The 22,459-nt window shown below is 70.8% G+C and carries 24 protein-coding genes and 1 pseudogene; 5 read left to right on the forward strand and 20 right to left on the reverse strand.

What is annotated here, in order from left to right; translation table 11 throughout:
- Positions 1 to 29 precede the first annotated feature (29 nt).
- Positions 30 to 1,097, forward strand: a complete 1,068-nt coding sequence (locus tag AC3ENQ_RS00080; protein WP_431800537.1) for a DUF2207 family protein — start codon at positions 30 to 32, stop codon at positions 1,095 to 1,097.
- A gap of 82 nt (positions 1,098 to 1,179) precedes the next feature.
- On the opposite strand, the gene nusB is transcribed toward AC3ENQ_RS00080, so the two are convergent.
- From nusB to AC3ENQ_RS00175, 19 genes and pseudogenes are all read right to left on the reverse strand, one after another.
- Positions 1,180 to 1,590 (reverse strand): transcription antitermination factor NusB, encoded by a 411-nt coding sequence (nusB, locus tag AC3ENQ_RS00085; RefSeq protein ID WP_431800539.1) that lies wholly within the window; start codon positions 1,588 to 1,590, stop codon positions 1,180 to 1,182.
- Between the two features lie 3 nt (positions 1,591 to 1,593).
- Positions 1,594 to 2,154, reverse strand: coding sequence for an elongation factor P (efp, locus tag AC3ENQ_RS00090; RefSeq protein WP_431800541.1), 561 nt, complete (start codon positions 2,152 to 2,154; stop codon positions 1,594 to 1,596).
- Between the two features lie 109 nt (positions 2,155 to 2,263).
- Positions 2,264 to 3,115: a 3-hydroxyacyl-CoA dehydrogenase gene (locus tag AC3ENQ_RS00095; RefSeq protein WP_431800543.1), complete on the reverse strand. Its 852-nt coding sequence runs from the start codon at positions 3,113 to 3,115 to the stop codon at positions 2,264 to 2,266.
- Positions 3,108 to 3,749 (reverse strand): TetR/AcrR family transcriptional regulator, encoded by a 642-nt coding sequence (locus AC3ENQ_RS00100; protein WP_431800545.1) that lies wholly within the window; start codon positions 3,747 to 3,749, stop codon positions 3,108 to 3,110. Before AC3ENQ_RS00100 ends, AC3ENQ_RS00095 begins: the two co-directional genes overlap by 8 nt.
- Positions 3,750 to 3,862: 113 nt before the next feature.
- Entirely contained in the window at positions 3,863 to 4,390 is a 528-nt protein-coding gene (locus tag AC3ENQ_RS00105; RefSeq protein WP_431800546.1) for a hypothetical protein, read from the reverse strand.
- Positions 4,391 to 4,457: 67 nt separating this feature from the next.
- Positions 4,458 to 4,916 carry a type II 3-dehydroquinate dehydratase gene (gene aroQ, locus AC3ENQ_RS00110; protein WP_431800548.1) on the reverse strand — a complete coding sequence of 153 codons (459 nt, stop codon included), beginning with the start codon at positions 4,914 to 4,916 and terminating at the stop codon, positions 4,458 to 4,460.
- Between the two features lie 61 nt (positions 4,917 to 4,977).
- The gene (locus tag AC3ENQ_RS00115; RefSeq protein WP_431800551.1) at positions 4,978 to 5,571 is read right to left on the reverse strand and encodes a GNAT family N-acetyltransferase; all 594 of its coding nucleotides are present in this window, start codon (positions 5,569 to 5,571) and stop codon (positions 4,978 to 4,980) included.
- Entirely contained in the window at positions 5,568 to 6,650 is a 1,083-nt protein-coding gene (gene aroB / locus AC3ENQ_RS00120; RefSeq protein WP_431800553.1) for a 3-dehydroquinate synthase, read from the reverse strand. The genes AC3ENQ_RS00115 and aroB overlap by 4 nt, the downstream gene beginning before the upstream one ends.
- The gene (locus AC3ENQ_RS00125; protein ID WP_431800554.1) at positions 6,647 to 7,198 is read right to left on the reverse strand and encodes a shikimate kinase; all 552 of its coding nucleotides are present in this window, start codon (positions 7,196 to 7,198) and stop codon (positions 6,647 to 6,649) included. The genes aroB and AC3ENQ_RS00125 overlap by 4 nt, the downstream gene beginning before the upstream one ends.
- A complete protein-coding gene (gene aroC / locus AC3ENQ_RS00130; RefSeq protein ID WP_431800556.1) occupies positions 7,195 to 8,406 on the reverse strand; it encodes a chorismate synthase in 1,212 nt (403 codons plus the stop codon). The genes AC3ENQ_RS00125 and aroC overlap by 4 nt, the downstream gene beginning before the upstream one ends.
- A 4-nt stretch (positions 8,407 to 8,410) precedes the next feature.
- Positions 8,411 to 9,292: a shikimate dehydrogenase family protein gene (locus AC3ENQ_RS00135; protein WP_431800558.1), complete on the reverse strand. Its 882-nt coding sequence runs from the start codon at positions 9,290 to 9,292 to the stop codon at positions 8,411 to 8,413.
- On the reverse strand, positions 9,282 to 10,718 hold the full coding sequence (gene mltG / locus AC3ENQ_RS00140) for an endolytic transglycosylase MltG (protein WP_431800560.1): 1,437 nt from the start codon (positions 10,716 to 10,718) through the stop codon (positions 9,282 to 9,284). The genes AC3ENQ_RS00135 and mltG overlap by 11 nt, the downstream gene beginning before the upstream one ends.
- Entirely contained in the window at positions 10,718 to 11,191 is a 474-nt protein-coding gene (gene ruvX, locus AC3ENQ_RS00145) for a Holliday junction resolvase RuvX (protein ID WP_431800561.1), read from the reverse strand. Before ruvX ends, mltG begins: the two co-directional genes overlap by 1 nt.
- Positions 11,188 to 13,851, reverse strand: coding sequence for an alanine--tRNA ligase (alaS, locus tag AC3ENQ_RS00150; RefSeq protein ID WP_431800563.1), 2,664 nt, complete (start codon positions 13,849 to 13,851; stop codon positions 11,188 to 11,190). The genes ruvX and alaS overlap by 4 nt, the downstream gene beginning before the upstream one ends.
- Before the next feature lie 59 nt (positions 13,852 to 13,910).
- Positions 13,911 to 14,195 carry an ATPase gene (locus AC3ENQ_RS00155; protein WP_431800565.1) on the reverse strand — a complete coding sequence of 95 codons (285 nt, stop codon included), beginning with the start codon at positions 14,193 to 14,195 and terminating at the stop codon, positions 13,911 to 13,913.
- A 75-nt stretch (positions 14,196 to 14,270) separates the two neighbouring features.
- A complete protein-coding gene (rpsD, locus tag AC3ENQ_RS00160) occupies positions 14,271 to 14,900 on the reverse strand; it encodes a 30S ribosomal protein S4 (RefSeq protein WP_431800567.1) in 630 nt (209 codons plus the stop codon).
- Between the two features lie 167 nt (positions 14,901 to 15,067).
- Positions 15,068 to 15,805, reverse strand: coding sequence for a DUF1361 domain-containing protein (locus tag AC3ENQ_RS00165; RefSeq protein WP_431800569.1), 738 nt, complete (start codon positions 15,803 to 15,805; stop codon positions 15,068 to 15,070).
- A 2-nt stretch (positions 15,806 to 15,807) separates the two neighbouring features.
- Positions 15,808 to 16,191 carry an NUDIX domain-containing protein gene (locus AC3ENQ_RS00170; RefSeq protein ID WP_431800571.1) on the reverse strand — a complete coding sequence of 128 codons (384 nt, stop codon included), beginning with the start codon at positions 16,189 to 16,191 and terminating at the stop codon, positions 15,808 to 15,810.
- Between the two features lie 185 nt (positions 16,192 to 16,376).
- Positions 16,377 to 17,468, reverse strand: a pseudogene (locus tag AC3ENQ_RS00175) (tetratricopeptide repeat protein); the annotation flags it as partial.
- Between AC3ENQ_RS00175 and AC3ENQ_RS00180 the strand changes: the two are divergent.
- Together AC3ENQ_RS00180 and AC3ENQ_RS00185 are read left to right on the forward strand one after the other, a co-directional pair.
- Positions 17,467 to 18,003, forward strand: a complete 537-nt coding sequence (locus AC3ENQ_RS00180; RefSeq protein WP_431800573.1) for a hypothetical protein — start codon at positions 17,467 to 17,469, stop codon at positions 18,001 to 18,003. The pseudogene AC3ENQ_RS00175 and the gene AC3ENQ_RS00180 overlap by 2 nt on opposite strands.
- Positions 18,004 to 18,137: 134 nt before the next feature.
- A complete protein-coding gene (locus AC3ENQ_RS00185) occupies positions 18,138 to 18,788 on the forward strand; it encodes a hypothetical protein (RefSeq protein WP_431800575.1) in 651 nt (216 codons plus the stop codon).
- Positions 18,789 to 18,864: 76 nt separating this feature from the next.
- Here the strand turns inward: AC3ENQ_RS00185 and AC3ENQ_RS00190 are convergent, their stop codons facing one another.
- A complete protein-coding gene (locus tag AC3ENQ_RS00190; protein ID WP_431801695.1) occupies positions 18,865 to 20,127 on the reverse strand; it encodes a replication-associated recombination protein A in 1,263 nt (420 codons plus the stop codon).
- 155 nt (positions 20,128 to 20,282) lie between these two features.
- Here AC3ENQ_RS00190 and AC3ENQ_RS00195 point away from each other — a divergent pair, with 155 nt between their 5' ends.
- Together AC3ENQ_RS00195 and AC3ENQ_RS00200 are read left to right on the forward strand one after the other, a co-directional pair.
- Positions 20,283 to 20,597, forward strand: a complete 315-nt coding sequence (locus AC3ENQ_RS00195; protein ID WP_431800576.1) for a dioxygenase — start codon at positions 20,283 to 20,285, stop codon at positions 20,595 to 20,597.
- A 139-nt stretch (positions 20,598 to 20,736) separates the two neighbouring features.
- Entirely contained in the window at positions 20,737 to 22,404 is a 1,668-nt protein-coding gene (locus AC3ENQ_RS00200) for a DUF349 domain-containing protein (protein ID WP_431800578.1), read from the forward strand.
- Positions 22,405 to 22,459: the final 55 nt, after the last annotated feature.

Here is a 22,459-nt window from a genome sequence, read left to right on the forward strand (position 1 = left end):
CGGTGCGCCGGTGCTCATAGACTCCGAGGGTGCCCTTCCTCGTCCTCCTCGCGGTCGTCGTCGTCGCGTCGATCGCGCTTCTCGCGTGCGCCGTGGTGGCGCGCAGCCGCGCGACACGTCTGCCTCGCTCGCTCGTCGTCGAGTACACGCCCCGGCAGTCGAAGCGTGCGCCCGATGTCGTCGACGACGCGATCCTGCTCGGGCGGGAGCGACGCGCGGTCGCGGCGGGGCTCCTCCAGCTGGCGACCGCCGGCGCCGTGCGCCTCGTCGCGGAGGAGAGCGAGCGGGGGCGGACGGCGATCGGCGTGGAACTCGCCGACGGGGGCAGAATCGGTCGCCGTGACACCGCGCTGCTCGCGGCGCTGTTCGGCCCGGACCACCCCCGCGACCGTGTGCGACGCTTCTCCCGTGACCGTCGGCAGGTGGGGCGAGAGGTGCGGGCGTTCGTCGATGAGCGCGCGGAAGCACTGGTCGAGCGCGGGCTGCTGCGGGCGCCGCGCTTCCGTGCGCGCTACGCGATCCGGGTCTGGTCCTGGATTCTCCTCCCGATCGCGGTGCTCTTCGCCGTCGTGCTGCTCCTGGCCCAGGTGTGGGAACTCGGCGCAGCGGCGGTCGTCGCGACCGTCGCTCTGATCGCGACCCTCGTCGTCGTCCCGCGCGGGGAGCGCCGGGTGCCGACCGACGCAGCCCTCCCCCGTCTCACGCACCTCGAGGGTCTCCGCCAGTACATGACGCTCGCCGAGGCCGACCGCATCCGGTTCCTCCAGTCACCGCGAGGAGCGGAGCTGCGGCCCGTGCACCCGGACGGCGCGGCGGCGTTCGCGTTGAACGAGCGCCTGCTGCCCTATGCCGTGGTCTTCGGGATCGAGGCGGCGTGGCTCGCGCACCTGAAGATCTCCTACGCCGAGCTCGACGGCACGAGCCTCGCGGCCCTCGGAGATGTCGCGGCCGGTGCGACCGACCTCCTGCAGGTCGCCGACGTGCTCGGGGGCCTCGTCGACATCGGGTTCGCCGTCGGCGACCTCGTGGCGTCGTCCGGGGAGGTGCTCGAGGTCGTCGGCGGCGTCTTCGAGACGATCGGAGACCTGACGCCCTGAGATCCCCCGTGCACCGGTTACCCGTGCACCGGTTCCCCGTGCACCGGCAGGGGTCCCCCGCACCGGCAGGCCGTCGGCGGCCTCAGGCGGCGCGGCCGATGCGCGCGAGCACGCCGTGCACGAAGGCGCCGGAGTCGTCGGTGGAGAACTCCTTCGCGAGCTCGACCGCCTCGTCGATCGCGACAGCGGCGGGCACCTCGTCGTTGAACAGCAGCTCCCAGACGCCGATCCGCAGGATGGCGCGGTCGACGGCAGGCATCCGCTCGAGCTTCCAGTCGCGCGCGTGCGTGACGATCTGCTCGTCGATCGCGTCGCCGTTGTCGATGACGCCGTCGACGATGTCGCGGGCGTACAGCCAGGATGCCTCGCGGGCGGGCTCGCTGGCGGCTCGCTTCGCCTCGGCGGCGAGGGTCACCGCGAGGTCGTCTCCTCGGACGTCGGACTGGTACAGGATGTCGAGGGCGCGCTTGCGCGCCTTGGAGCGTGCGCTCACGCCTTACTTCTCGCGGCCGAGGTAGTCGCCCGTACGGGTGTCGACCTTGACCTTCGTGCCGGTCTCGAGGAAGAGCGGCACCTGGATCTCGTACCCGGTCTCCACGGTCGCCGGCTTCGTGCCGGCCGACGAGCGGTCGCCCTGCAGGCCCGGCTCCGTGTAGGTGATCTCGAGGATGACCGAGGCGGGCAGCTCGATGTAGAGCGGGTTGCCGTTGTTGAGTGCGATCTGCACCTGCTGGTTCTCGAGCAGGAAGTTGGCGGCATCCCCCACGATGGCGGCAGGGACGTTCAGCTGGTCGTAGTCGGCGACGTCCATGAAGACGAAGCTGTCGCCGTCGTTGTAGAGGTAGGTGAAGTCGCGGCGGTCGACGTTCTCCAGTTCGATTTTCGCGCCAGCGTTGAACGTCTTGTCGACGACCTTGCCGCTCAGGACGTTCTTGAGCTTCGTGCGGACGAACGCGCCGCCCTTGCCGGGCTTGACGTGCTGGAACTCCACGACGCTCCAGAGCTGTCCGTCGATGTTGAGGACGACGCCGTTCTTGATGTCTGCGGTGGATGCCATGAGTGTGGAGTTTCCGTTTCGTTGGAGAAGCGGCCGAGTGGCCGACACCCGATTCTACGGGATGCCGTCCACCCGGCCGCTGTGCGGGAGTCTTCCGGATGCCGGAGGCTCAGGCGTACTTGTAGAAGCCTTCGCCGGTCGCGACGCCCATCTTGCCCTTGTCGATGTAGTTCTCCTTCAGCCATGCGGCGATCTTCGGGTCGCCCGAGGGGCCGTGCGTCAGGATGTTGTACGGGGTCGTGAGCCCGATCATGTCGAGGATCTGGAACGGGCCCATCGGGGCGCCGGTCGCGATCCGCCAGGTCCAGTCGATGTCCTCGACTTCGGCGTAGCCGCCGCCGGCGAGTCCCATGGCCGCGTTCAGGAGCGGCACGAGGAGGGTGTTGAGCACGTAGCCCGCCTTCTCCTTGTGGATCGGGATCGGCACCATGCCGATGTCGCCCGCGAAGCGCACGATCTGGTCGAACACAGCCGGATCGGTCTCGGGCGTGCCCATGACCTCGCCCGTGTTGAACTTCCACACGCGGTTCGCGAAGTGGAGGGCGAGGAAGCGGTCGGGGCGTCCTGTCGAGGCCGCGAGGTCGCTCGGGAGCAGCGTCGACGAGTTCGTCGCGAAGATGGTCTCGGCCGGGGCGAGGGTTGCGAGCTTCTCGTAGGTCTCCTGCTTCACCGTCAGGATCTCGGGGATCGCCTCGATGATGAGGTCGGCCTGTGCCGCTTCGGCGAGGTCGGTCGTCAGGGTCAGGCGCGAAAGCGTCTCGTCGGCCTTGCCGCGGGCGGCACCGGGGACCTCGGCCTTGTAGGTCGCGACGAGTCGCTGGAAACGGTCCTTCGCGGCGTCGAGGGCCTTGTCGTCGATGTCGTAGGCGATCACGTCGAAACCGCTGTACGCGGTCTGGAACGCGATCTGCGAGCCGAGTACGCCCGTGCCGAGAACGGCGACGGTCTTGATGTCACTCATGGTTGTCTCTTTCCGGCGGGGTGCCGCCTTCGTGGGTGCGGGAGGGTGTCCCCGCGGGGTGGCCGCCGGTCGTCTGTGCGCCGGCGACGATCTGGGCGATCTGGGCGTGCAGCAGCGCGCGTGCGGCCATCGCCGACGCGTCGAGCCCGAGGCTGGGCTGCACGAGGTGGAAGTGGGTGGCGGCGAAGATCGATCGCGAGGCGAGCTGCGCTCCGCCGTCGACACCGGCCGGGTCGATCAGCCGGGCGATGCGCTCTTCGAGATCGGTGATGATCGCGATCCCTTCGCGGCGGTAGCGGCCGTCGCGGTCGCCGAACATCAGCTCCCGCTGGTAGACCGCTGTGTCGCGGGGGCGGAGCGCGGCGGCATCCAGCACCGGATCCAGCTGCGCCGCGATCTGCTCGACGGGCCCGCTGACGGATGCCGCCGCAGCGCTCCCCCGCTCGATCGCGTCCGCCAGGAGCGTGTTGAAGACGGCGATCAGGAGCTCCGCTTTGGAGTCCGCGTACCGGAAGACGGTTCCGGCAGCGACGTCGGCGCGTTCGGCGATCTGCTGCGTGGTCACCGCCGCGTAGCCATTGCGCATGAACAGGTCGGAGGCAGCGCTCAGGATCCGGCGGTTCTTCTCCGCCATGCCCCGCTCTCTGCGCGGAGCCCGCTCCGATGCTATCTGCGATGCGCTCACGTAATGAGTCTACTCAATATTGAGCGCACTCATTCCCGTGTTCGCCATCAGAGGACGAACTCTCATCCGGTGGTCGCGGCGGAGAGGTCGTCCTGTCGATACCAGGTCTGCACGGACGGCGGCGCCTGCGTCGCGAACAGGCGATCGTAGCCCTGGTTGTTCAGGTCGAGTGTGCTTTCCTCCTCGGTCGTGACCGGGGTGGTGGGCGTCATGCCGGCGGGGCAGTAGAACACCACGAATCCGCCGTCGCCGTCGCTGACCGATGCCGACAGGCAGGGAGCGCCCTCGTCGTCGTCGCGGGGCTCCACCGTCGCGCCGGCGTCGGTCATCCCGTCGGTGATCGTCATGCAGGTCGCCGCGTCGGTCGCCTCGCACCACGTGCCGTCGAGGTCGGCGAGAGTCGGCGCGGTGGGCGTCGGCGATGCCGGCGTCGGCGTCGCGGTGGGTGCTGCGCTCCTCGCGGGCGCAGGCGCGTCCGTCGTCGGAGGCGGGGACGCCGCCTCCCCCGCGCCGCTCGCGCACGCGCTCAGTCCGAGCGTGAGCGCCGTGATCGCTGTCACGGCACCGAGAACAATCCGTTGCTGTCGCATGGGGTGACGCTACGAGCGAGCGTGCGCGCGCAGCCACCCCCTTGCGGCGGCGCAGAGATGTGCGAAATCATCCGTCCGCCGCGCCCGAGATCACGGCGACGAGGAGCTCGACGGCGTGGGCGTACCCGCCGACGCCCTCGCCCGTCACGTGCACCGCCGCGACGTCGTGCACGTAGGAGTGGCGGCGGAACTCCTCGCGTGCGGACACATCGGAGATGTGGACCTCTGCGACGGGAAGTGCGACGGCGGACAGCGCATCGCGGAGGACGACCGAGGTATGGGTGAGGCCTCCCGGATTGATGACGATTCCCGCGCACGTCGTCCGCGCGTCGTGGATCGCGTCGATCAGCACGCCTTCGTGGTTGCTCTGGACGGCGGTCACCTCGAGGCCATGGCGCGCTGCGGCATCCCTCGTTATCCGCTCGACATCGGCGAGCGTGGCCGTGCCGTAGATCTCCGGCTCACGGGTACCGAGAAGGTTGAGGTTCGGCCCGTTGACGAGGAGGAGGCGGTGCGGCAGGCTCATGCGCCGACCTTACCGCGCAGTGCGGCGTGCTCTCATCCGTCCCGACGCGCCGTCACCCGCGTCACCGCAGCGCGCGGCGCAGCTCGCGCTCGTCACCGATCGGACCCGTCATCTCGACTCCGGTGCGGGCGAATCCGGCGCGGACGTAGGCGGCTTCGGCACGCGCATTGTCGACGTGGACGTCGAGGGTCAGCGCGTCGTCGCCGAGGCCCCGCGCCCACTCCGCGCAGGCGTCCAACAGTGCGTCGATCGCCCCGCCGCCGCGCGCCGACGGGGCGACGTACACGCCCACGACATCGGAACGCGATGCGTCGAGCACGCGGTCCAGGTGGTCGATGTCACCGGCGAGGCGCCGGAGGACCGTCGCGGTCCCGATCCACTCGCGATCGGCATCCCCCGTGGCATCTTCCGGGGTATCTTCCGGGGCGGCCTCCGCCACGAACTGCGCGACGGCATCTCCCGACGCGGCCGTCGTCGTCCGATCCATCCAGAAACCGTCCGGCTGACGCTCGGCGCTCTCCGCGCTGCCGAGGAAGGCGATGTCGGCTACGGGGTCACGCAGCGCTTCGATGCGCAGCACCCGAACGCGCGCCCACTCGTCGACACGGATGCGTCGAACGATCCACCGGGCCGCATCCCGCCCTGCATCCGTCACGCGCCGACTTCCTGGTACGCGGCGAACAGCAAAGACTCGTCGGGCGCCTGCAGCACCGTGGGCTTGGCGATGTCGTCGAGGACGATGAAGCGGAGCATGCCGCCGCGCGACTTCTTGTCGCGCTGCATCGTCGCGAGCAGTTGCGGGAACGCGCCCGCGCGGTAGGTGGTCGGCAGGCCCAGCAGTTCCAGGATGCCGCGATGGCGCTCGACCGCGGCGTCCGACAGCCGCCCCGCCAAGCGCGACAGCTCGGCGGCGAACATCATGCCGACCGAGATCGCGGCGCCGTGGCGCCACTGGTAGCGCTCGGCGTGCTCGATCGCGTGGCCGAGGGTGTGCCCGTAGTTGAGGATCTCGCGGAGGCCCGCTTCGCGGAGGTCCTCGCCGACGACGCGCGCCTTCATCCCGATCGCGAGCTCGATGGTGCGGCGGAAGGCGGGGGTCGCAGGGTCGACAGCCGCCTCGGGGTCGGCCTCGATGAGGTCGAGGATCTCGGGGTACCAGATGAACCCGGCCTTCACGACCTCGGCGTAGCCGGCGACGCGCTCGTTGCGGCTGAGCGTGTCGAGCAGCTCCAGGTCGCAGATGACGGCGGAGGGCGGCCAGAACGCGCCGACGAGGTTCTTTCCCTCCGCCGTGTTGATGCCGGTCTTGCCGCCGACGGCCGCGTCGACCATGCCGAGCACCGTCGTCGGCACCTGCACGAGCGCGACGCCGCGCAGCCACGTGGCGGCGACGAAGCCGGCGAGGTCGGTGACCGCTCCCCCGCCGAAGCCGACGACGGCATCCGTGCGGGTGAAGTCGGCCTGGCCCATGACCTGCCAGCAGAACGCGGCCACCTCGACGCGCTTGCCGGACTCGGCGTCGGGGATCTCGGCGAGGAGCACCTGACGATCGCCCGAGGCGGCGAGCGTCTCGCGCAGCTCAGCGGCCTTCGCGGCGAGGGTCGGCGGGTGGACGATGAGGACCTTCCGCGCGGCTTCAGGGAGAGCCTCCCCCACGAGCGGCAGGATGCCGCGGCCGATGGTGATGTCGTACGGCTGGTCGCCGGCGACGGAGATGACGGTGGTGTCGGTCATGCGGATGCCTCGGACTGCGGGTTCTGGTCGGATGGACGGTCGCGGATGTCGTCGCTCTGCGCCCACGCGGTGATCGCGTCGACGATCGCTTGGAGCGGGCCCGACGACGTGTCGAAGACGACGTCGGCGAGGTCTTCGTAGACGGGGCGGCGGGCCGCGTAGATCTCGATCCAGCGCGCGACGGGGTCGTCGTGCTCGAGGAGCGGGCGCTTCCCGCCGCGGATGCGCGAGGCGACGGTGTCGGGCGACACCGTCAGGAGCACCACGCGGTGCGCGCGCAGTGCGGCACGGGTGTCGGGGTGGAGCACCGCCCCGCCGCCGAGCGAGACGACGCCCCCCTGGGCGAGGCCGGCGGCGACGGCGTCGCGCTCGAGCGCGCGGAAGTGCTCCTCGCCGTGGGTCGCGAAGAGATCGTCGATGGCGCCGTGCTCGCGCGCGACGGCGATGTCACTGTCGTAGAAGGTCACGCCGAGCGCCTTGGCGACGCGCCGCCCGACGCTCGTCTTGCCGGCCCCCATCGGGCCGACGATCACGATCGCGCGGCTCATCCGAGCGCGAGGTCGCTCTGGGCCGCCGTCGCGAGGTTCTCGGGGATCGCCGCCAGGTACGCCTCGAGGTTCCGGCGGGTTTCGGCGATCGCATCGCCGCCGAACTTCTCGAGCACGACGTCGGCGAGGACGATGGCGACCATCGCTTCGGCGACGACTCCCGCCGCCGGCACGGCGCAGACGTCGGAGCGCTGGTGATGGGCGGTCGCGGCGTCGCCCGTGGCGACGTCGATCGTGCGGAGGGCGTGCGGCACGGTCGCGATGGGCTTCATGCCGGCGCGGACGCGCAGGACGGTGCCCGTCGACATGCCGCCCTCCGTGCCGCCGGCCTTGTCGGAGGCGCGCGTGATGCCGGCATCCGCGGCGAAGAGCTCGTCGTGGGCGGCGGAACCGCGGCGGCGAGTCGTCTCGAAGCCATCGCCGACTTCGACGCCCTTGATCGCCTGGATCGACATGAGCGCCTGCGCGAGCTTGCCGTCGAGGCGCCGGTCCCACTGCACGTGCGAGCCGAGCCCGGGGGGCACGCCGTAGGCGAGCACCTCGACGATGCCGCCGAGGGTGTCGCCGTCCTTGCGCGCGTCGTCGACCTCCGCGACCATCGCTGCGGAGGTGGCGGGGTCGAAGCAGCGCAGCGGATCGGCGTCGAGCAGATCGACGTCGTCGGGCGTCGGCAGGGGCGACCCCTCCGGCACGCGCACCGGGCCGATCGAGAGGGTGTGGCTCACGAGCCGGATGCCGAGTTCGCCGAGGAACGAGCGGGCGACCGCGCCGAGGGCGACGCGGGCGGCCGTCTCGCGGGCGCTCGCCCGCTCGAGGATCGGGCGTGCCTCGTCGAAGCCGTACTTCTGCATGCCGACGAGGTCGGCGTGCCCGGGGCGGGGGCGCGTGAGCGCTGCGCCGCGTCCGCGCGAGCGGTCGGTGAGTTCGACCGGCTCGGCGCTCATGACCTCGGTCCACTTCGGCCATTCGGTGTTGCCGACGCGCAGCGCGATGGGGCTGCCGATCGTGTAGCCGTGGATGACACCCGACGAGATCGTCAGCTCGTCCTCTTCGAACTTCATGCGCGACCCGCGCCCGTAGCCGAGCTTGCGGCGGGCGAGGTCGGCCTGGATGGCCGCACGTGAAACGGGGATGCCGGAGGGCAGGCCCTCGAGGAAGGCGACGAGTTCGGGGCCGTGCGATTCGCCGGCCGTGAGCACGCGGAGCATTCGCCTAGTCTCCCACGAGCGCCGAGACCATCGACGCCACCACGTCATCCTCGCGCGGAAGCGGCGCGGCGGGGTCGCCGGTCGAGAAGATGCGGATCTGTCGCACCGCCTGCTGGACGAGCATGCCGCGGCCGTCGACGGCGGCGCCGCCCGCCTCGTGCCAGGCGGTCGCGAAAGCGGTCGGCCAGTGGCCGTAGACGACGTCGTAGAGCAGGCCCCCGCCGTCAGCCAGGGCGCGCGCCGCGTCGGGGTCGGGGATCGCGCCGCCCGGCAGCGTCGAGACCGTGACCGGGACGGATGCCGGCGCTCCGGCATCCCCGCGCATGTCCCCCATCGCCCGCAGCGCGACCCGCACCCCGCCCGCCGCACCGATGTCGACGAGCGCGGCGGCGGCTTCGGGGCGGCGGGCGATGACCTCGACATCGTGGGCGCCGAGTTCGCCGAGCGCCACCATCGCCGATGCCGCCGTCGCCCCGGCGCCGATGATGCGCGCACGGTCGATGCCGTCGACGCCGTGGGAGCGCAGGTCGGCGACGATCCCGCCGACATCGGTGTTGAAGCCGTGCGGTCCATCATCGGTGAGCACGAGGGTGTTGACCGCCCCGGTCCGCTCCGCGTACTCGTCGCGGGTCGCCGCCGCCCGCCACGCGACGCCCTTCAGGGGGAAGGTCAGCGACAGTCCGCGGTAGGTGGGGTCGAGGCTCGCGAGCTCGCCGGTGAAGGATGCCTCATCCACCCGTCGCCGCCCGTACGCCCAGTCCCAGCCGAGCGTCCGGTAGGCGGCGGCGTGCAGCAGCGGAGAGAGACTGTGCTCGATCGGGGCGCCCCACACCTCCAGCCGCGCCGCCTCTCCGCGTGGGGTGCTCGGAAAGGTCTCAGCAGCCACGGTTGTCGTTCGCGGCGCACCAGTCGTGCCACTTCTCGATGGCCTGCTCGTGCTCGGCGTAGGTCGTGGAGAAGATCGTCTCGCCCGTATCCATGTTCCAGGTCACGAAGTACAACCAGGTGCCGTCGGCCGGGTGCATGGCGGCGTCGATCGCCGCGTCGCCGGGGTTAGCGATCGGCCCCTTCGGCAGCCCCGGGTGCTTGTACGTGTTCCAGGCGTTGTCGTCTTCGAGGGCTTCCTTCGAGCTCGACGCGGTGCCGTCGTGCATCTCGCCGTAGCCGTACTGCACGGTCGAGTCCATCTGGAGGTACCCGTTGGTCTCGGGGTTGCTCGGGTTCAGCCGGTTCTGGATGACACGCGACACCTTGTCGAAGTCGTCGGTGCGCCCCTCGCGCTGGATGATCGACGCGATCGTCAGGATCTCCTGGCGCCGCTCGACGGGCACTCCGGCGGCATCCAGTGAAGACACGGCACGGTCGACGAGGGTCTGGATCACCTGCTGCGCGGTGACGCCCGGATCGAAGGTGTACGTCGCGGGGAAGAGCCATCCTTCGAGGGATTCGGCGGGCACGCCGTACACCGAAGGGTCGGCGACGGCGGCCTGGAAGTCTTCGAGCGGGATGCCGATGCCCTCCGACAGCCGCGGAAGGATCTGCTCCTCGGTGAGCCCCTCCGGCAGCTGCGCGGTGTATTCCCGGCGGTTCGCCGGATCTTCGAGCGCGGTGAGGGCCGCGGCGGAGGTCATCTTCTTCTGCAGCGAATAGACGCCGGGTTGGAACGTGGGGTTCTGCGCCGTCGCGATCAGGTAGTCGTAGAACGCCGACGAGGTCTTCGTGACGCCCGCCTCGTGCAACGTGCGGGAGATGGTCGAGCCGTTGTCGCCCGAGACGATCGTGATCGACACCTCCCCCTCGGCGATGCCCTCCTCGTAGTCCCGGGGCTCCTCCCAGCCCATGAACGCGCGGATCTTGTCCTCGTATGTGTTCCAGACGTAGAACCCGCCGGCCGCGATGGCGCCGAGGATCCCGAGGATCACGAAGAACACGACCCATCCGGCGATGCGGCTCTTGCGCCGGTCGCGGCGGTGACGGTCGACGCGGTGCCGCTCCTCCTCGTGACTCTCCGCCGCGAAGAGCGCGTCGAGCGAGGGCGGTGCGAGGGTCTGCGTCGTCGCACGCGCGGCAGACGACTCCGCGGCGGAGGCGGCGGGGGTGGAGCCGGACGCGCCCGGGGTCGACACCGTCGCCGCGGGGGTAGCGGGGGTTGCTGCGGCGGGGGATGCCTGCTCCTGCGCGGCACGCGCCGCGCGCCGTGATCCGGGAGGCGGGGCGGAGGCAGCTGCGCCGTCGCTCCCCCGCGACGCCGCCGTCGGAAGGCTCGAGAAGAGGTCCGCGAACTGGTCGTCGTTCGGCGGGGTTTCGGGCATCAGGGGTTCTCCTGCGATTCGGGAAGCAGGGCGCCGGCCGGGGTACCGGTGCTCTTCTCGACGTCGAGGGCCTGCTGGAGCAGGACGACTGCGGCGACTTGGTCGACAATCCTACGAGACGATCGCTGCGACCGGCCAGCATCCCGGAGCGCGGCGTGTGCGCTCACCGTGCTGAGACGCTCGTCGACCAGTCGCACGGGGAGCCCGGATGCCGCGGCCACCTCCGCCGCGAACGCGCGCGCGTCCTCCGTCGACGCCGTCTCGGTGCCCGACAGGCTCACCGGCAGCCCGACGAGGAGCTCGAACGCGTCGTACTCGGCGGCCAGGTCGGTGATGCGCGCAGCGGCGGCATCCGTCCGCGGCACCGTCTCCACGGGCACGGCGAGCAGTCCGTCGCGGTTGCACCGCGCGACGCCGACACGAGCCTTGCCCACGTCGATGCCGAGCCGCACGCCGCGGCGGAAGCCGCTCACGCGGTCGTCGCCTCCAGCGTCGCGCCGACGGCGGCGAGGGCCGCCGGAAGAGCCGAGACGTCGGCGCCGCCGCCCTGGGCGACGTCGTCACGGCCACCGCCGCCTCCGCCGAGCGCAGACGCGGCGGCCTTCGCGAGGACACCGGCCTTCGCACCGGCGCCGCGGGCGGTCTCGTCGGTCGCGACGATCACGACGGGGCGACCCGACACCTCGGCGCCGAGGGCGACGACGGCGCCCGCGCCGACGCGCTCCCGCACCTGCAGGGCGAGGCTGCGGACGTCATCGCCGGATGCCGCGGTGCCGATCGACTCCGCCACGAGGCGGTACGGTCCGGTCGCCGTCGCGGACGCGGCAAGGGCGGGGAGGCGGCCTTCGAGGGCCTTCGCCTCGAACTGGGCGATCTTCTTCTCGGCGGCCTTGAGGCTCGCCGAGAGCTCCGCGATGCGGTTCGCGAGCTGATCCTTCGGCGTCTTCAGCGAGGTCGACAGCTGCGCCACGATCGCGCGCTCGGTGGCGAGCTCGCGGAACGCGTCGGCGCCGACCAGCGCCTCGACGCGCCGGTTCGACGCACCGACCGACGACTCCCCGATGAGGCTGATGAGACCGATCTCGGACGAAGAGGTCACGTGGGTGCCGGCGCAGAGTTCGCGCGACCACGGGCCTCCGATGTCGACCATGCGCACGGTCTCGCCGTACTTCTCGCCGAACAGCGCCATCGCTCCTGCGGCCTTCGCCTCGTCGAGCGACAGGACGCGGGTCGTGACCTCGAGGTTCCCCTGCACCGCGTTGTTGGCGATCTCCTCGATCTCGCTCTTCGTCGCGTCGGAGAGCGCCTGGCCCCACGAGAAGTCGAAGCGCAGGTAGCCGGCGCGGTTGAGCGACCCGGCCTGTGTCGCGGTCTTGCCGAGGGTGTCGCGGAGGGCCGCGTGCACGAGGTGGGTCGCGGAATGGGCCTGCTGCGCGGCGCGGCGGTTCACGGCATCCACCACCGTCGTCGCCGGCTGGTCGACGCCCACCTCGCCGGTCGTCACCAGGGCCGTGTGGCTGATGAGGCCGGGGACGGGCTTCTGCACGTCGATGACCTCGAGCTCGTACCCGGGTCCGACGATGACGCCCTTGTCGGCGACCTGGCCGCCGCTCTCGGCGTAGAGCGCCGTCTCGGCGAGGATGACCTCGACGATCTGCCCCTCGGTCGCGCGCGTGACGGGAACGCCGTCGTGCAGGATGCCGAGGACCGTCGACGCCGTCTCGAGGTCGGTGTACCCGGTGAAGACCGTCTCTCCGCGGCCGCGGAGGTCACGGTAGACGCTCGTGTCGGCGAGCTGACGCTTGCGCGAGCGCGCGTCGGCCTTGGCGCGGGCACGCTGCTCGGCCATGAGGGTGTCGAAGGCGCCGCGGTCGACCGTGAGTCCCGCCTCTTCGACGATCTCCATCGTGAGGTCGATCGGGAAGCCGTACGTGTCGTGCAGGAGGAACGCCTCGGCGCCGGAGAGCTCCGATCCGCCCGACGACTTCGCCTGCGCGATCGACGCGTCGAGGTTCTCCGAGCCTGCCGCGAGAGTTCGGAGGAACGTGGCCTCCTCGGCGAGGGCGTACTGCGAGATGCGCGGCCAGTCTGCGGCGACCTCGGGGTAGGCCTCCTTCATCGCATCGCGCGACGCGGAGAACAGCACCGCGAAGGTCGGTCCCTCGACGCCGAGCAGGCGCATCGCGCGGATCGCGCGGCGCATGAGCCGGCGGAGGATGTAGCCGCGGCCCTCGTTCGAGGGCGTGACCCCGTCGGCGAGCAGCATGAGCGAGGACCGCACGTGGTCGGCGACGACGCGGAAGCGCACGTCGTCCGCGTGGTCGGCGCCGTACGTCTTCCCGGAGAGGGCGACAGCGGCATCCAGCACCGGGCGCACCTGATCGATCTCGTACATGTTGTCGACGCCCTGCTTGAGGAACGCGATGCGCTCGAGGCCCATGCCGGTGTCGACGTTCTTCGCGGGAAGTTCCCCCACGATCTGGAAGTCGTACTTGGAGCGGACGTCGGTGATCTCGTACTGCATGAACACGAGGTTCCAGATCTCGACGTACCGGTCGTCGTCGGTCGCCGGTCCCCCGTCGATGCCGTACGCGGGGCCGCGGTCGAAGAAGATCTCCGAGCAGGGGCCGGCGGGGCCGGGAAGTCCGGTCGACCAGTAGTTCGTGTCCTTGCCGAGGCGCTGGATGCGCTCTTCGGGGAGCCCGGCGATCTCGCGCCACAGATCGTGCGCCTCGTCGTCCTCTTCGTAGACGGTGACCCAGAGGTCCTTCGGGTCGAAGCCGAGACCGCCGTCCTGCTCGGGAGTCGTCAGCAGCTCCCAGGCGTAGCGGATCGCGCCCTCCTTGAAGTAGTCGCCGAACGACCAGTTGCCGAGCATCTGGAAGAACGTGCCGTGGCGCGGCGTCTTGCCGACCTCTTCGATGTCGTTCGTGCGGATGCACTTCTGGTTGTCGGCCGCGCGCGGGAAGGGGGCGGGGACGTCGCCGGAGAGGTACGGGATGAACGGGACCATGCCCGCGATCACGAACAGCAGCGCGGGGTCGTCGCTGACGAGCGACGTCGAGGGCACGATGGTGTGCCCGTTCTTCTCGAAGTAGTCCAGGTAGCGCTGGGCGATCTCGGCGGTCTTCATGCGTGGGGATCCTCGGGCAGGGGTCGCCCTCGCGCCCGGCGGCGGGCGGAGGAGGAAGGTCAGTCGGTGAGCGTTGCGGCGGTCTTCTTCGCGGCGTCCGCGGCGTCGGATGCCGCGGTCTTCGTCGCTTCGACAGCGTTCGCGGCGGCGCCCTTGACGTCGGCGGCGATGCCGTCGATCTTCGCCTCCTGGGCGCGGTAGGCCTCGCCGATGCGGTCGGTGAACTCGGTGATGCGCGCGTCGACCTCGGCCAGAGCCTCGTGACCGCGCGGGTCCTTATCGACCAGGTGCGCGAGGACGAAGCCTCCGAACAGGCCCAGCACGAACCACAGCACGCTCTTCATGTGCTCCATGCTAGTTGTTAACGAGAGAAGGGCGCCGGGGGTGACCCCGACGCCCTTCCTGTCGGCGACGGAACGTCAGCGCGCGGCGTAGTACTCGACGACGAGCTGCACGTCACACGTGACGGGCACCTCGGCGCGCTTGGGACGACGCACGAGCTTGGCCTGGAGCTTGTCGAGCTCGACCTCGAGGTAGCCCGGAACGGGGGGCAGGACCTCGGCGTGGCCACCGGCTGCGGCGACCTGGAAGGGCTCGAGACCCTCGCTCTTCTCCTTGACGTGGATGAGCTGGCCCGGCTTCACGCGGAACGAGGGGCGGTCGACGAGCTGGCCGTCGACGAGGATGTGACGGTGCACGACGAGCTGGCGGGCCTGCGCGGTGGTGCGGGCGATGCCGGCGCGGAGCACGAGCGCGTCGAGACGCATCTCGAGCAGCTCGACGAGGTTCTCACCGGTCAGGCCGTCCTTGCGACGGGCCTCGTTGAACGTGTTGCGCAGCTGCTTCTCGCGGATGCCGTACTGCTCGCGCAGACGCTGCTTCTCACGCAGACGGACGGCGTAGTCGCTGTCCTGCTTGCGCTTGGAACGGCCGTGCTCGCCCGGAGCGTAGGGACGCTTCTCGAGGTAGCGGGCGGCCTTGGGGGTGAGGGCGACGCCGAGCGCGCGCGAGAGGCGCACCTTGCGGCGGTCCTGGGACTTCGTTGCCACGAAGCTCTCCTTCTGGTGACGCGGCCGTGTCTGTCACGGCTCGCGGACGTATCTCCCGCTCTTCTCCCTGCTCGGACTGCACGCCGGGGCACGCCGAGAGGTCTTGATCAGAAGAGGGGGATGCCCGAAAACTGGGTTTCGAGCCGATCAAGTCTATCAGAGACCCGTCAGCGGCTCGGAGCCGCCAGCGCCGACCACGCCAGGGCGTACAGCGGCACGTACAGCAGGGCGATGAGGAGCGCGTGGGTCAGCACGAAACCGCCCGCCTCGAGGGCTTTGCCGCGCTGCCCCAGATGCGCGCCGAGCTTGCGTGCCATCGAGGCCGGGTGGCGCACGTCCCAACTGTTGAAGCGCAGGTAGCGGCCGAGATACACGCCGATCGCCCCGAGGACGATGACGATGCCGGCGAACATCCAGCTGCTCGGGGTGATGACGTCGGCATCCGGATCGTTCAGGATCACGATGAACACCGTCTGCATGCCGCCGAGGCTGAGGACCGCGTTCGCGATGCCCGACAGCGTCAGCGCGAGGGTCTGCACGATGTCGTACCAGAGCGGGACGGGCGTCGTCTCGGCCCGATGGCTGAAGTTCAGTTCGGTGATGAGGTAGACGGAGTTCGGGAAGAACAGCAGCCACACGCCGGTCGCGGCGATGAGGTACAGCCACAGGAGAGCCGCGGCGATGTTCGTGTGGAGCTCCGCGGTCACGTCGAGGAGCGGAGTGAGCAGCGCGAGCCCCAGCCCGAACACCACGACCACCAACACCGGCGCGAACGACAGGCCGATGTTCGTGATCATGGGCCGGTAGAGCGTCACCCCGTACACACGCGAGCGCAGGAGGACGAGCGTGGCGGCGTAGAGGTTCAGGAGGACGACGCAGACCGCGCCGAGGACGATGGCCGACACGCTCAGTCCGCTCCGTCGACGCCGGAGACGAGGTCGACGATCCCCGGCGGGTAGACCGGCAGACCGGCGTTCTCGAGCGTCGAGACGGGGTACCAGGCGACCGTCGTGACGCTGTCGCGGACGGCGAGGCGCGCGCCGACGGGCAGGGAGAACGCGGGCGCCTCGACGCGGAATGTGTGCACGATCTCGTGCCCGCGTGTGCCGTGCGCGTCGAAGATGTTCTCCGAGGTGCGCAGGGGCACGGCATCCGTCACGACCGCGTCAAGCTCTTCGCGCCACTCGCGACGCACGGCCTCGGACGCGGTCTCGCCGAACTCGATGCCGCCGCCGGGCGCGCGCAGGAACGGGCCGTGCACCTCGTCGCCCGCGTACTCCTCGAGCAGCACGTGACCGTCGCGGACGAGGATGCCGACCGAGATGGCCCGGACCCGGCCCGGCTTCTCGAGCTCGCCCGCGTACGCGTCGACCGCGCGTCGGTAGCGCGGCAGGTGCGGCGCGAGGGCACCCGCGCGATCTCGAGCGCGCGGGTGCCCTTGTCGTCGGAATGCAGGGCGAGGGCGAGGAAGCCCGCGGCCGCGTCGGCGAGAGGGTCGTCCGTCGGGATGCCGCGCAGCAACGCGATCGCCCCGGAGGCGTCGCCGACGTTCCGGAGCGAGCTGGCGAGCTGGATCGTGGCTTGAGTGCGGAGCGGCGCGGGCAGCTCGTCCGCGAGGGCGGCGCGGTAGAGCGGGATGGCCGCATCCTCTTCGCCGAGTGAGTCGTGGAGCGACCCGCGCTCGTACGCGGCGCGTGACGGCGACACCGGGTGCGTGACGAGGACGTCCTCGAGGTCGCGACGTCCGGCCGCCCCATCGGAGAGGTCGACCAACTCCCAGAACGCGTCGAACGCGGCGTCCGCGGGGTCTTCCGGTTGCGGCGCACGGGCCGCGGGCGTCGCACTGAGCACCTCGGCGAGGATCGCACCGAGGCGCTTCTGCGCCCGCGCGAGCGCGGGGTGGTCGACGTCGGCGCGCAGGAACAGCAGCAGGGCACGCAGTGCTTCCCCCGCGTCGCTCAGATCGCCCGCGAACAGGTGGGCGATGAGGCGCTCGAGGCCGACCTCGTGGACGCGGCCCGTCTCTCCGCTTTCCCAGGTGGGTTCGGCCACTCTCGCGCAGTCGACGGCGATCACGATGGTCTTCCGGCGCGTCGAGTTCGCGCCGGCCCATTCGCCCGGCGCGACGTAGTCCACTGCGGGCGCGAAACCGGTCTCTTCGCGCAGCTCCCGCAGCGCGGCCTCGCGCGGTGATTCCCCCGCGTCGACGAGTCCGCCGGGAAGCTCGCTCAGTACGCGCTCGGGCCCGACGCGATACTGATCGAACAGCAGCGCCTTCCCCGTCGTGGTCAGCGCCAGGACGGCGACGGTGTCGGGCTGGACGAGCACGTCCCAGTCGCTCTCCGAGCCGTCCGGCAGGCGGTACCGGTCGCGGCGCACGCGCGTGTACCCGTCGTAGGCGACGGCCTCGTCGAGCTTCGTCCAGGGGGCGGCGTTCTCCGGCATCCGTCGATCATCCCACCCCGGCTCTGGACTGCTCTCCTGTGCCGCGCCCCTCCCGCATGCCCGAGGACTCCCTGTGGATAATCCGGCGGGATGTCGGATGCCTCTGGCTACGGTATGGACCATGCGACGACAGCACCGATGGGCGATGACGGGTGGAGCGCTGCTCCTCGCCGCGGCGCTGACCACCGCCTGCTCCCCCGAGCCCGCACCCACGCCGACCCCGACGGGGTTCGCGTCCGAGGAGGAGGCGTTCGAGGCGGCAGAGGCGACCTATCGGGCTTATGTCGATGCACTTAACGAGGTCGACCTCAGCGATCCCGTTACGTTCGAACCGGTGTTCGCGACGCTAGCCGGGGACGCGTTGGCTTCAGAGAAGAAGTCTCTGTCAACGATGCACGCTGATGGATTCACTGTAGAAGGCGATACAACGGTCGCCCGGGTTGAGCCCGCTGCTGTTGACAGCTCCACTGGGCAGGTGTCTGTTCGCCTATGCCTAGATGTGACGAACGTGAGAGTGAAAGACGCATCGGGGGAAGTGGTCAGGTCAGAGGGCCGCCCGGACCAACAACCGCTCAATGTGACCTTTGTGCGGGCGCAAACGGATACCGGCCTGCTGATTGCGTCAAGCCAAGTGTCGGCGGACATCGCATGTGGTTGACCATCGTGCTCGTTGCCTCATTCATGGGCTTGACGGAGGCGGCACCCAACTGCGACGGCTCTGCCAGTTGGGTGGGTTGTCCCACGATCAGCAGCGACGGGTCGACCGTCGAAATCGGGGCCACGAGCCCAGGGGTGGGTACCGGCGGTTCGGGGGGCGGTGGCCAGGGCGGCCTCATCGCAGACCCGTACGTCCCCTACGTCCCGCGCCCCGGCGACCCGGTGCCGGTCGCGTGCCCCGCGAACGACGCGAACCTCTGCGAAGAGTTCGTCGCCTCACCCTCCGACCCCACTCCCGCCACGATCACCCCGACCCTGTCCGACGTCGCCTCCTTCGCCCCGGCATCCCTTCCGCTCGTCGACGAACCCGACGGGGTCGGGATCGTCGGGATGCCCGTGAACTTCGTCGTCGACGCCGCAACCCACCAGCAGGACGGCACCCTCCTCGGCTCCCCCCTCACCGTCCGCTTCACCCCCACCGCGGTGATCTTCCACCACGGCGATGGCACCACCCGCACCGCCCCCGACGGGGGCGCGACCTGGACCGACCTCGCCGTCCCCCAGTTCAGCGCGACGCCCACCAGCCACGCCTACGGGACCCGCGGCACCTACACCGCCCACGCCGTGGTGCAGTACAGCGCCGAATACACCTTCGGGACCGGCTGGTACCCCATCGCCGGGGTCCTCGAGATCCCGACCCCCGCCATGGACATCCAGATCGTCGAAGCCCGCACCGCCCTCGTCGACAAGACCTGCACCGAAAACCCCCGCGCACCCGGATGCTGACCGCCGCCCGAGGTGCCCGGACGCCACGCGGCCGACACTCGAACCGGCGCGCGAAGGGCGCCAGGCGGCGACGGAGCTAATCGCCGAGGATCTTGCGGATCTTCTCGACGCGCGCGCCGATGTCGCGCTCGAGGCCGCGTCCCGTCGGCTCGTAGTAGTGCGTGCCGCGTAGTTCATCGGGGAGATACTGCTGGGTCGCGACCCCCACCTCGAGATCATGCGGGTAGATGTAGCCCTTGCCATGGCCGAGCCGCTTCGCGCCTGGATAGTGGGCATCGCGCAGGTGTGTCGGCACGCGGCCGAATCCACCCGCGCGGACATCGGCGATCGCCTTGTCGATCGCGAGGTAGGCGGCGTTCGACTTCGCGGTCGTCGCGAGGTAGGCCGTCGCCTCGGCGAGCGGGATACGGCCTTCGGGCATGCCGATGAAGGCGACGGCGTCGGCCGCGGCGGTCGCGATGACGAGAGCCTGCGGGTCGGCGAGGCCGATGTCCTCGGCGGCGGCGATGACGAGGCGCCGGGCGATGAAGCGCGGATCCTCGCCCGCCTCGATCATGCGGGCGAGATAGTGGATCGCGGCGTCGACGTCGGACCCCCGGATCGACTTGATGAAGGCGCTGATGACGTCGTAATGCTCGTCGCCCTGCTTGTCATAGCGCAGGAGCGCCCGATCGACGGCCTGTGCGACCTGCTCGGCGGTGATCGTGCCGCCCTCCTCGCCGACCATCGAGGCCGCCGCTTCGAGCGAGGTGAGCGCACGCCGTGCATCGCCGGAGGCGAGCTGGACGAGCGCCGCGCGCGCCGCCGGATCGAGGGTGACGGCGCCGGCGAGCCCACGCGGATCACCGACGGCGCGATCGATCAGCAGGCCGAGGTCATCGTCGGTCAGCGGCTGCAGCGTCAGCAGGAGCGAACGCGACATCAGCGGCGAGATCACCGAGAACGACGGGTTCTCCGTCGTCGCCGCGATGAGGATGACCCATCCGTTCTCGACGCCGGGGAGCAGGGCATCCTGCTGGGCCTTGGTGAAACGATGGATCTCGTCGAGGAAGAGGATCGTCGAGAGTCCATAGAGGTCGCGCTGCGTCATGGCGTCCTGCATGACCTCGCGCACATCTTTGACGCCTGCCGTCACGGCGGACAGCTCCACGAACCTGCGCCCGGAGGTGCGGGCGATCGCCTGTGCGAGTGTCGTCTTGCCGGTTCCCGGCGGACCCCACAGGATCACCGAGACGGCGTTCTTCGCGCTCCCCTCGGGGTCGGCGAGGGCGACGAGCGGCGACCCCGGGCGGAGCAGATGGCCCTGGCCCGCAACCTCGTCGAGCGAGGTGGGACGCATCCGCACGGCCAGCGGAGTCTGACCTTGGAAGAGCGCGGATGCCTGTGCCACCCCTCCAGGCTAATCGCGACGTCGGACATCGGCGCCGGGGCGGGGCTCCCTTCTCGCGTTAGGATTCATGCGGCCCGGACGACCGGGAACCGGAGGAGGTCCCTGTGGCGTCGGGTTCAGGAAAGAAGCAGTCCCGCGAGGAGAAGGAGCGCGCGCGGCTGTACCACGCGCGTCAGGAGTTCCACGACGGACTCATCACCCGTCGGCGCCGCGACAACCTCATCGCCGGGATCGGCGGCGGCATCCTGCTCCTCGCGATCATCGGCGGCCAGATCGCGTACTTCAGCGCAGGCCCGGGCGCGCCGGTGCCCTCCCCGACGCCGTCGCCGTCGGGTTCGACCGCCCCGGCTGTCGAGCCGACGCCGATCGAGCCGACACCTGCCGAGACTCCCCCACCCACCGAGACGCCCGCACCCTGACGCGCCGCACCAGGGTGCCGGACGCCGGTGACGTATAGGCTGTTGGCCGACCGAAATCCCCGTGCCGACCGGCCGGTGCATGCCTGCCCCGCCGAGTCGTCCGACCCCAGGCGGCGCGAGCCGCGACGAGGTGCTACCTGTGACTGACGCCACTGCTCCCACGAACGACGAGACGGCCGCCTCCGAGCCCGTCGCGCCCGAGAGTGCGGACGCCGCCGAGACGGCGCCCGAGGCCGTGTCGGAGGATGCCTCATCGACGGCCGTCATCGACATCGTCCGCATCGAGGTCGTCGAGGGCGAGCCCGAGGCAGCCGAGGCCGCCGCACAGGACGTCGTCGAGGGAGAGGTCATCGAGGCCGCCGCCGAGCTCGAGGCCGCCCGCGCCGTCGCGGATGCCGAGGACGCCGAGGCCGCCGACGCCGAACTCGACGCCACCGTCGCAGGGCTCATCGCCTCGGATGTCGCCCCCGCCGCCCCGACGTCCGACGCCCCGACGCCCGGACCCGCGCCGAGCCCGGCGCGCGTTCCCGTGCCGCGCCCGCCCGCGCGCCGGTCACCGGTCACCCCCGTGGCCACGGCGCCCGCCGAGTCCTTCGGCCGCGTCGACGACGACGGCACCGTCTCGGTTCGCGAGGGCGACGAGTGGCGTGTCGTCGGTCAGTACCCCGACGGCACCCCCGAAGAGGCCCTCGCCTACTTCGAGCGCAAGTACGCCGACCTCGCGGGCGAAGTGACCCTCCTCGAGACGCGCCACCGCGGCGGCGGTGCCTCGGCATCCGACCTCCGCTCCACGTCGCGCACCGTGCGCGAGCGCGTCGTCGGCGCCGCGGCCGTCGGCGACCTCGCGGCGCTCGTGAGCCGTCTCGATGCGCTCGACGCGACCCTCTCCGAGGCATCTGCCGAAGAGGCGCAGGCCCAGCGGGCCGCCGTCGACGCCGCAATCGCCGAGCGGACCGCCCTCGTAGAGAAGATCGAGGCGATCGCCGCGCGCGACCCGAAGTCGATCCAGTGGAAGCAGACCTCGGCGGAGGTGACGGCCCTTTTCGAGCAGTGGCAGGCGCATCAGGCGACCGCCGCGCGGCTGCCCAAGTCGACCGGACAGCAGCTCTGGAAGCGTTTCCGTGACGCCCGCGCGACACTCGACAAGGCGCGCCGCGAGTTCTACGCGGGCCTCGACGAGCAGCACAAGGCCGCGCGCGACAGCAAGGCCCGCCTCGTCGAGCGGGCGGAGGCGTTGATCGCGAAGGGCGAGGACGGCATCCCCGCCTATCGCACCCTCCTCGACGAGTGGAAGACCTCGGGTCGCGCCGGCAAGAAGGCCGACGACGCGCTCTGGGCGCGCTTCAAGGCCGCCGGCGACGCTCTGTATGCCGCCCGCGCCGGGCGCGAGCTCGCCGACGCCGAGGAGTCGAAGGAGAAGATCGAGGCCAAGCGCGCGCTCCTCGTCGAGGCGGCCGCCGTCTCGAAGGAGAAGGACAACGCGAAGGCGCGCACGCTCCTGACTGGCATCCAGCGCCGGTGGGATGAGATCGGCCGCATCTTCCCCCGCGACGCCGAGCGCGCGCTCGACGACGACCTCCGCAAGATCGAGCAGGCTCTCAAGGCCCGCGAGGACGCCGCGTGGAAGAACGACAACCCCGAGACCAAGGCGCGTCAGAACGACATGACGCAGCAGCTGCGCGACGCGATCGCCGGCCTCGAGGACGACCTCGCGAAGGCGACGGCGGCGAAGGATGCCGCGGCGATCGCCCGCGCGACCGAGGCGCTCGAGGCGCGGAAGGCGTGGCTCACCGCCCTCGGCGGCTGACGCGGCGCGGGGCTGACCACCGGCTCCTCCACAGGAGCGCGTTTCGCGCGTTCAT

This window comes from Microbacterium sp. bgisy203, assembly GCF_057706945.1.

Bases quoted from the DNA above. Each gene is read 5' to 3' on its own strand.
- efp (WP_431800541.1), bottom strand. From the start codon at position 2,154: ATGGCATCCACCGCAGACATCAAGAACGGCGTCGTCCTCAACATCGAC.
- AC3ENQ_RS00095 (WP_431800543.1), bottom strand. From the start codon at position 3,115: ATGAGTGACATCAAGACCGTCGCCGTTCTCGGCACGGGCGTACTCGGC.
- AC3ENQ_RS00100 (WP_431800545.1), bottom strand. From the start codon at position 3,749: ATGGCGGAGAAGAACCGCCGGATCCTGAGCGCTGCCTCCGACCTGTTC.
- AC3ENQ_RS00105 (WP_431800546.1), bottom strand. From the start codon at position 4,390: ATGCGACAGCAACGGATTGTTCTCGGTGCCGTGACAGCGATCACGGCG.
- aroQ (WP_431800548.1), bottom strand. From the start codon at position 4,916: ATGAGCCTGCCGCACCGCCTCCTCCTCGTCAACGGGCCGAACCTCAAC.
- aroB (WP_431800553.1), bottom strand. From the start codon at position 6,650: ATGACCGACACCACCGTCATCTCCGTCGCCGGCGACCAGCCGTACGAC.
- AC3ENQ_RS00125 (WP_431800554.1), bottom strand. From the start codon at position 7,198: ATGAGCCGCGCGATCGTGATCGTCGGCCCGATGGGGGCCGGCAAGACG.
- aroC (WP_431800556.1), bottom strand. From the start codon at position 8,406: ATGCTCCGCGTGCTCACGGCCGGCGAATCGCACGGCCCCGAACTCGTC.
- mltG (WP_431800560.1), bottom strand. From the start codon at position 10,718: ATGCCCGAAACCCCGCCGAACGACGACCAGTTCGCGGACCTCTTCTCG.
- alaS (WP_431800563.1), bottom strand. From the start codon at position 13,851: ATGAAGACCGCCGAGATCGCCCAGCGCTACCTGGACTACTTCGAGAAG.
- AC3ENQ_RS00155 (WP_431800565.1), bottom strand. From the start codon at position 14,195: ATGAAGAGCGTGCTGTGGTTCGTGCTGGGCCTGTTCGGAGGCTTCGTC.
- AC3ENQ_RS00180 (WP_431800573.1), top strand. From the start codon at position 17,467: ATGCGACGACAGCACCGATGGGCGATGACGGGTGGAGCGCTGCTCCTC.
- AC3ENQ_RS00190 (WP_431801695.1), bottom strand. From the start codon at position 20,127: ATGCGTCCCACCTCGCTCGACGAGGTTGCGGGCCAGGGCCATCTGCTC.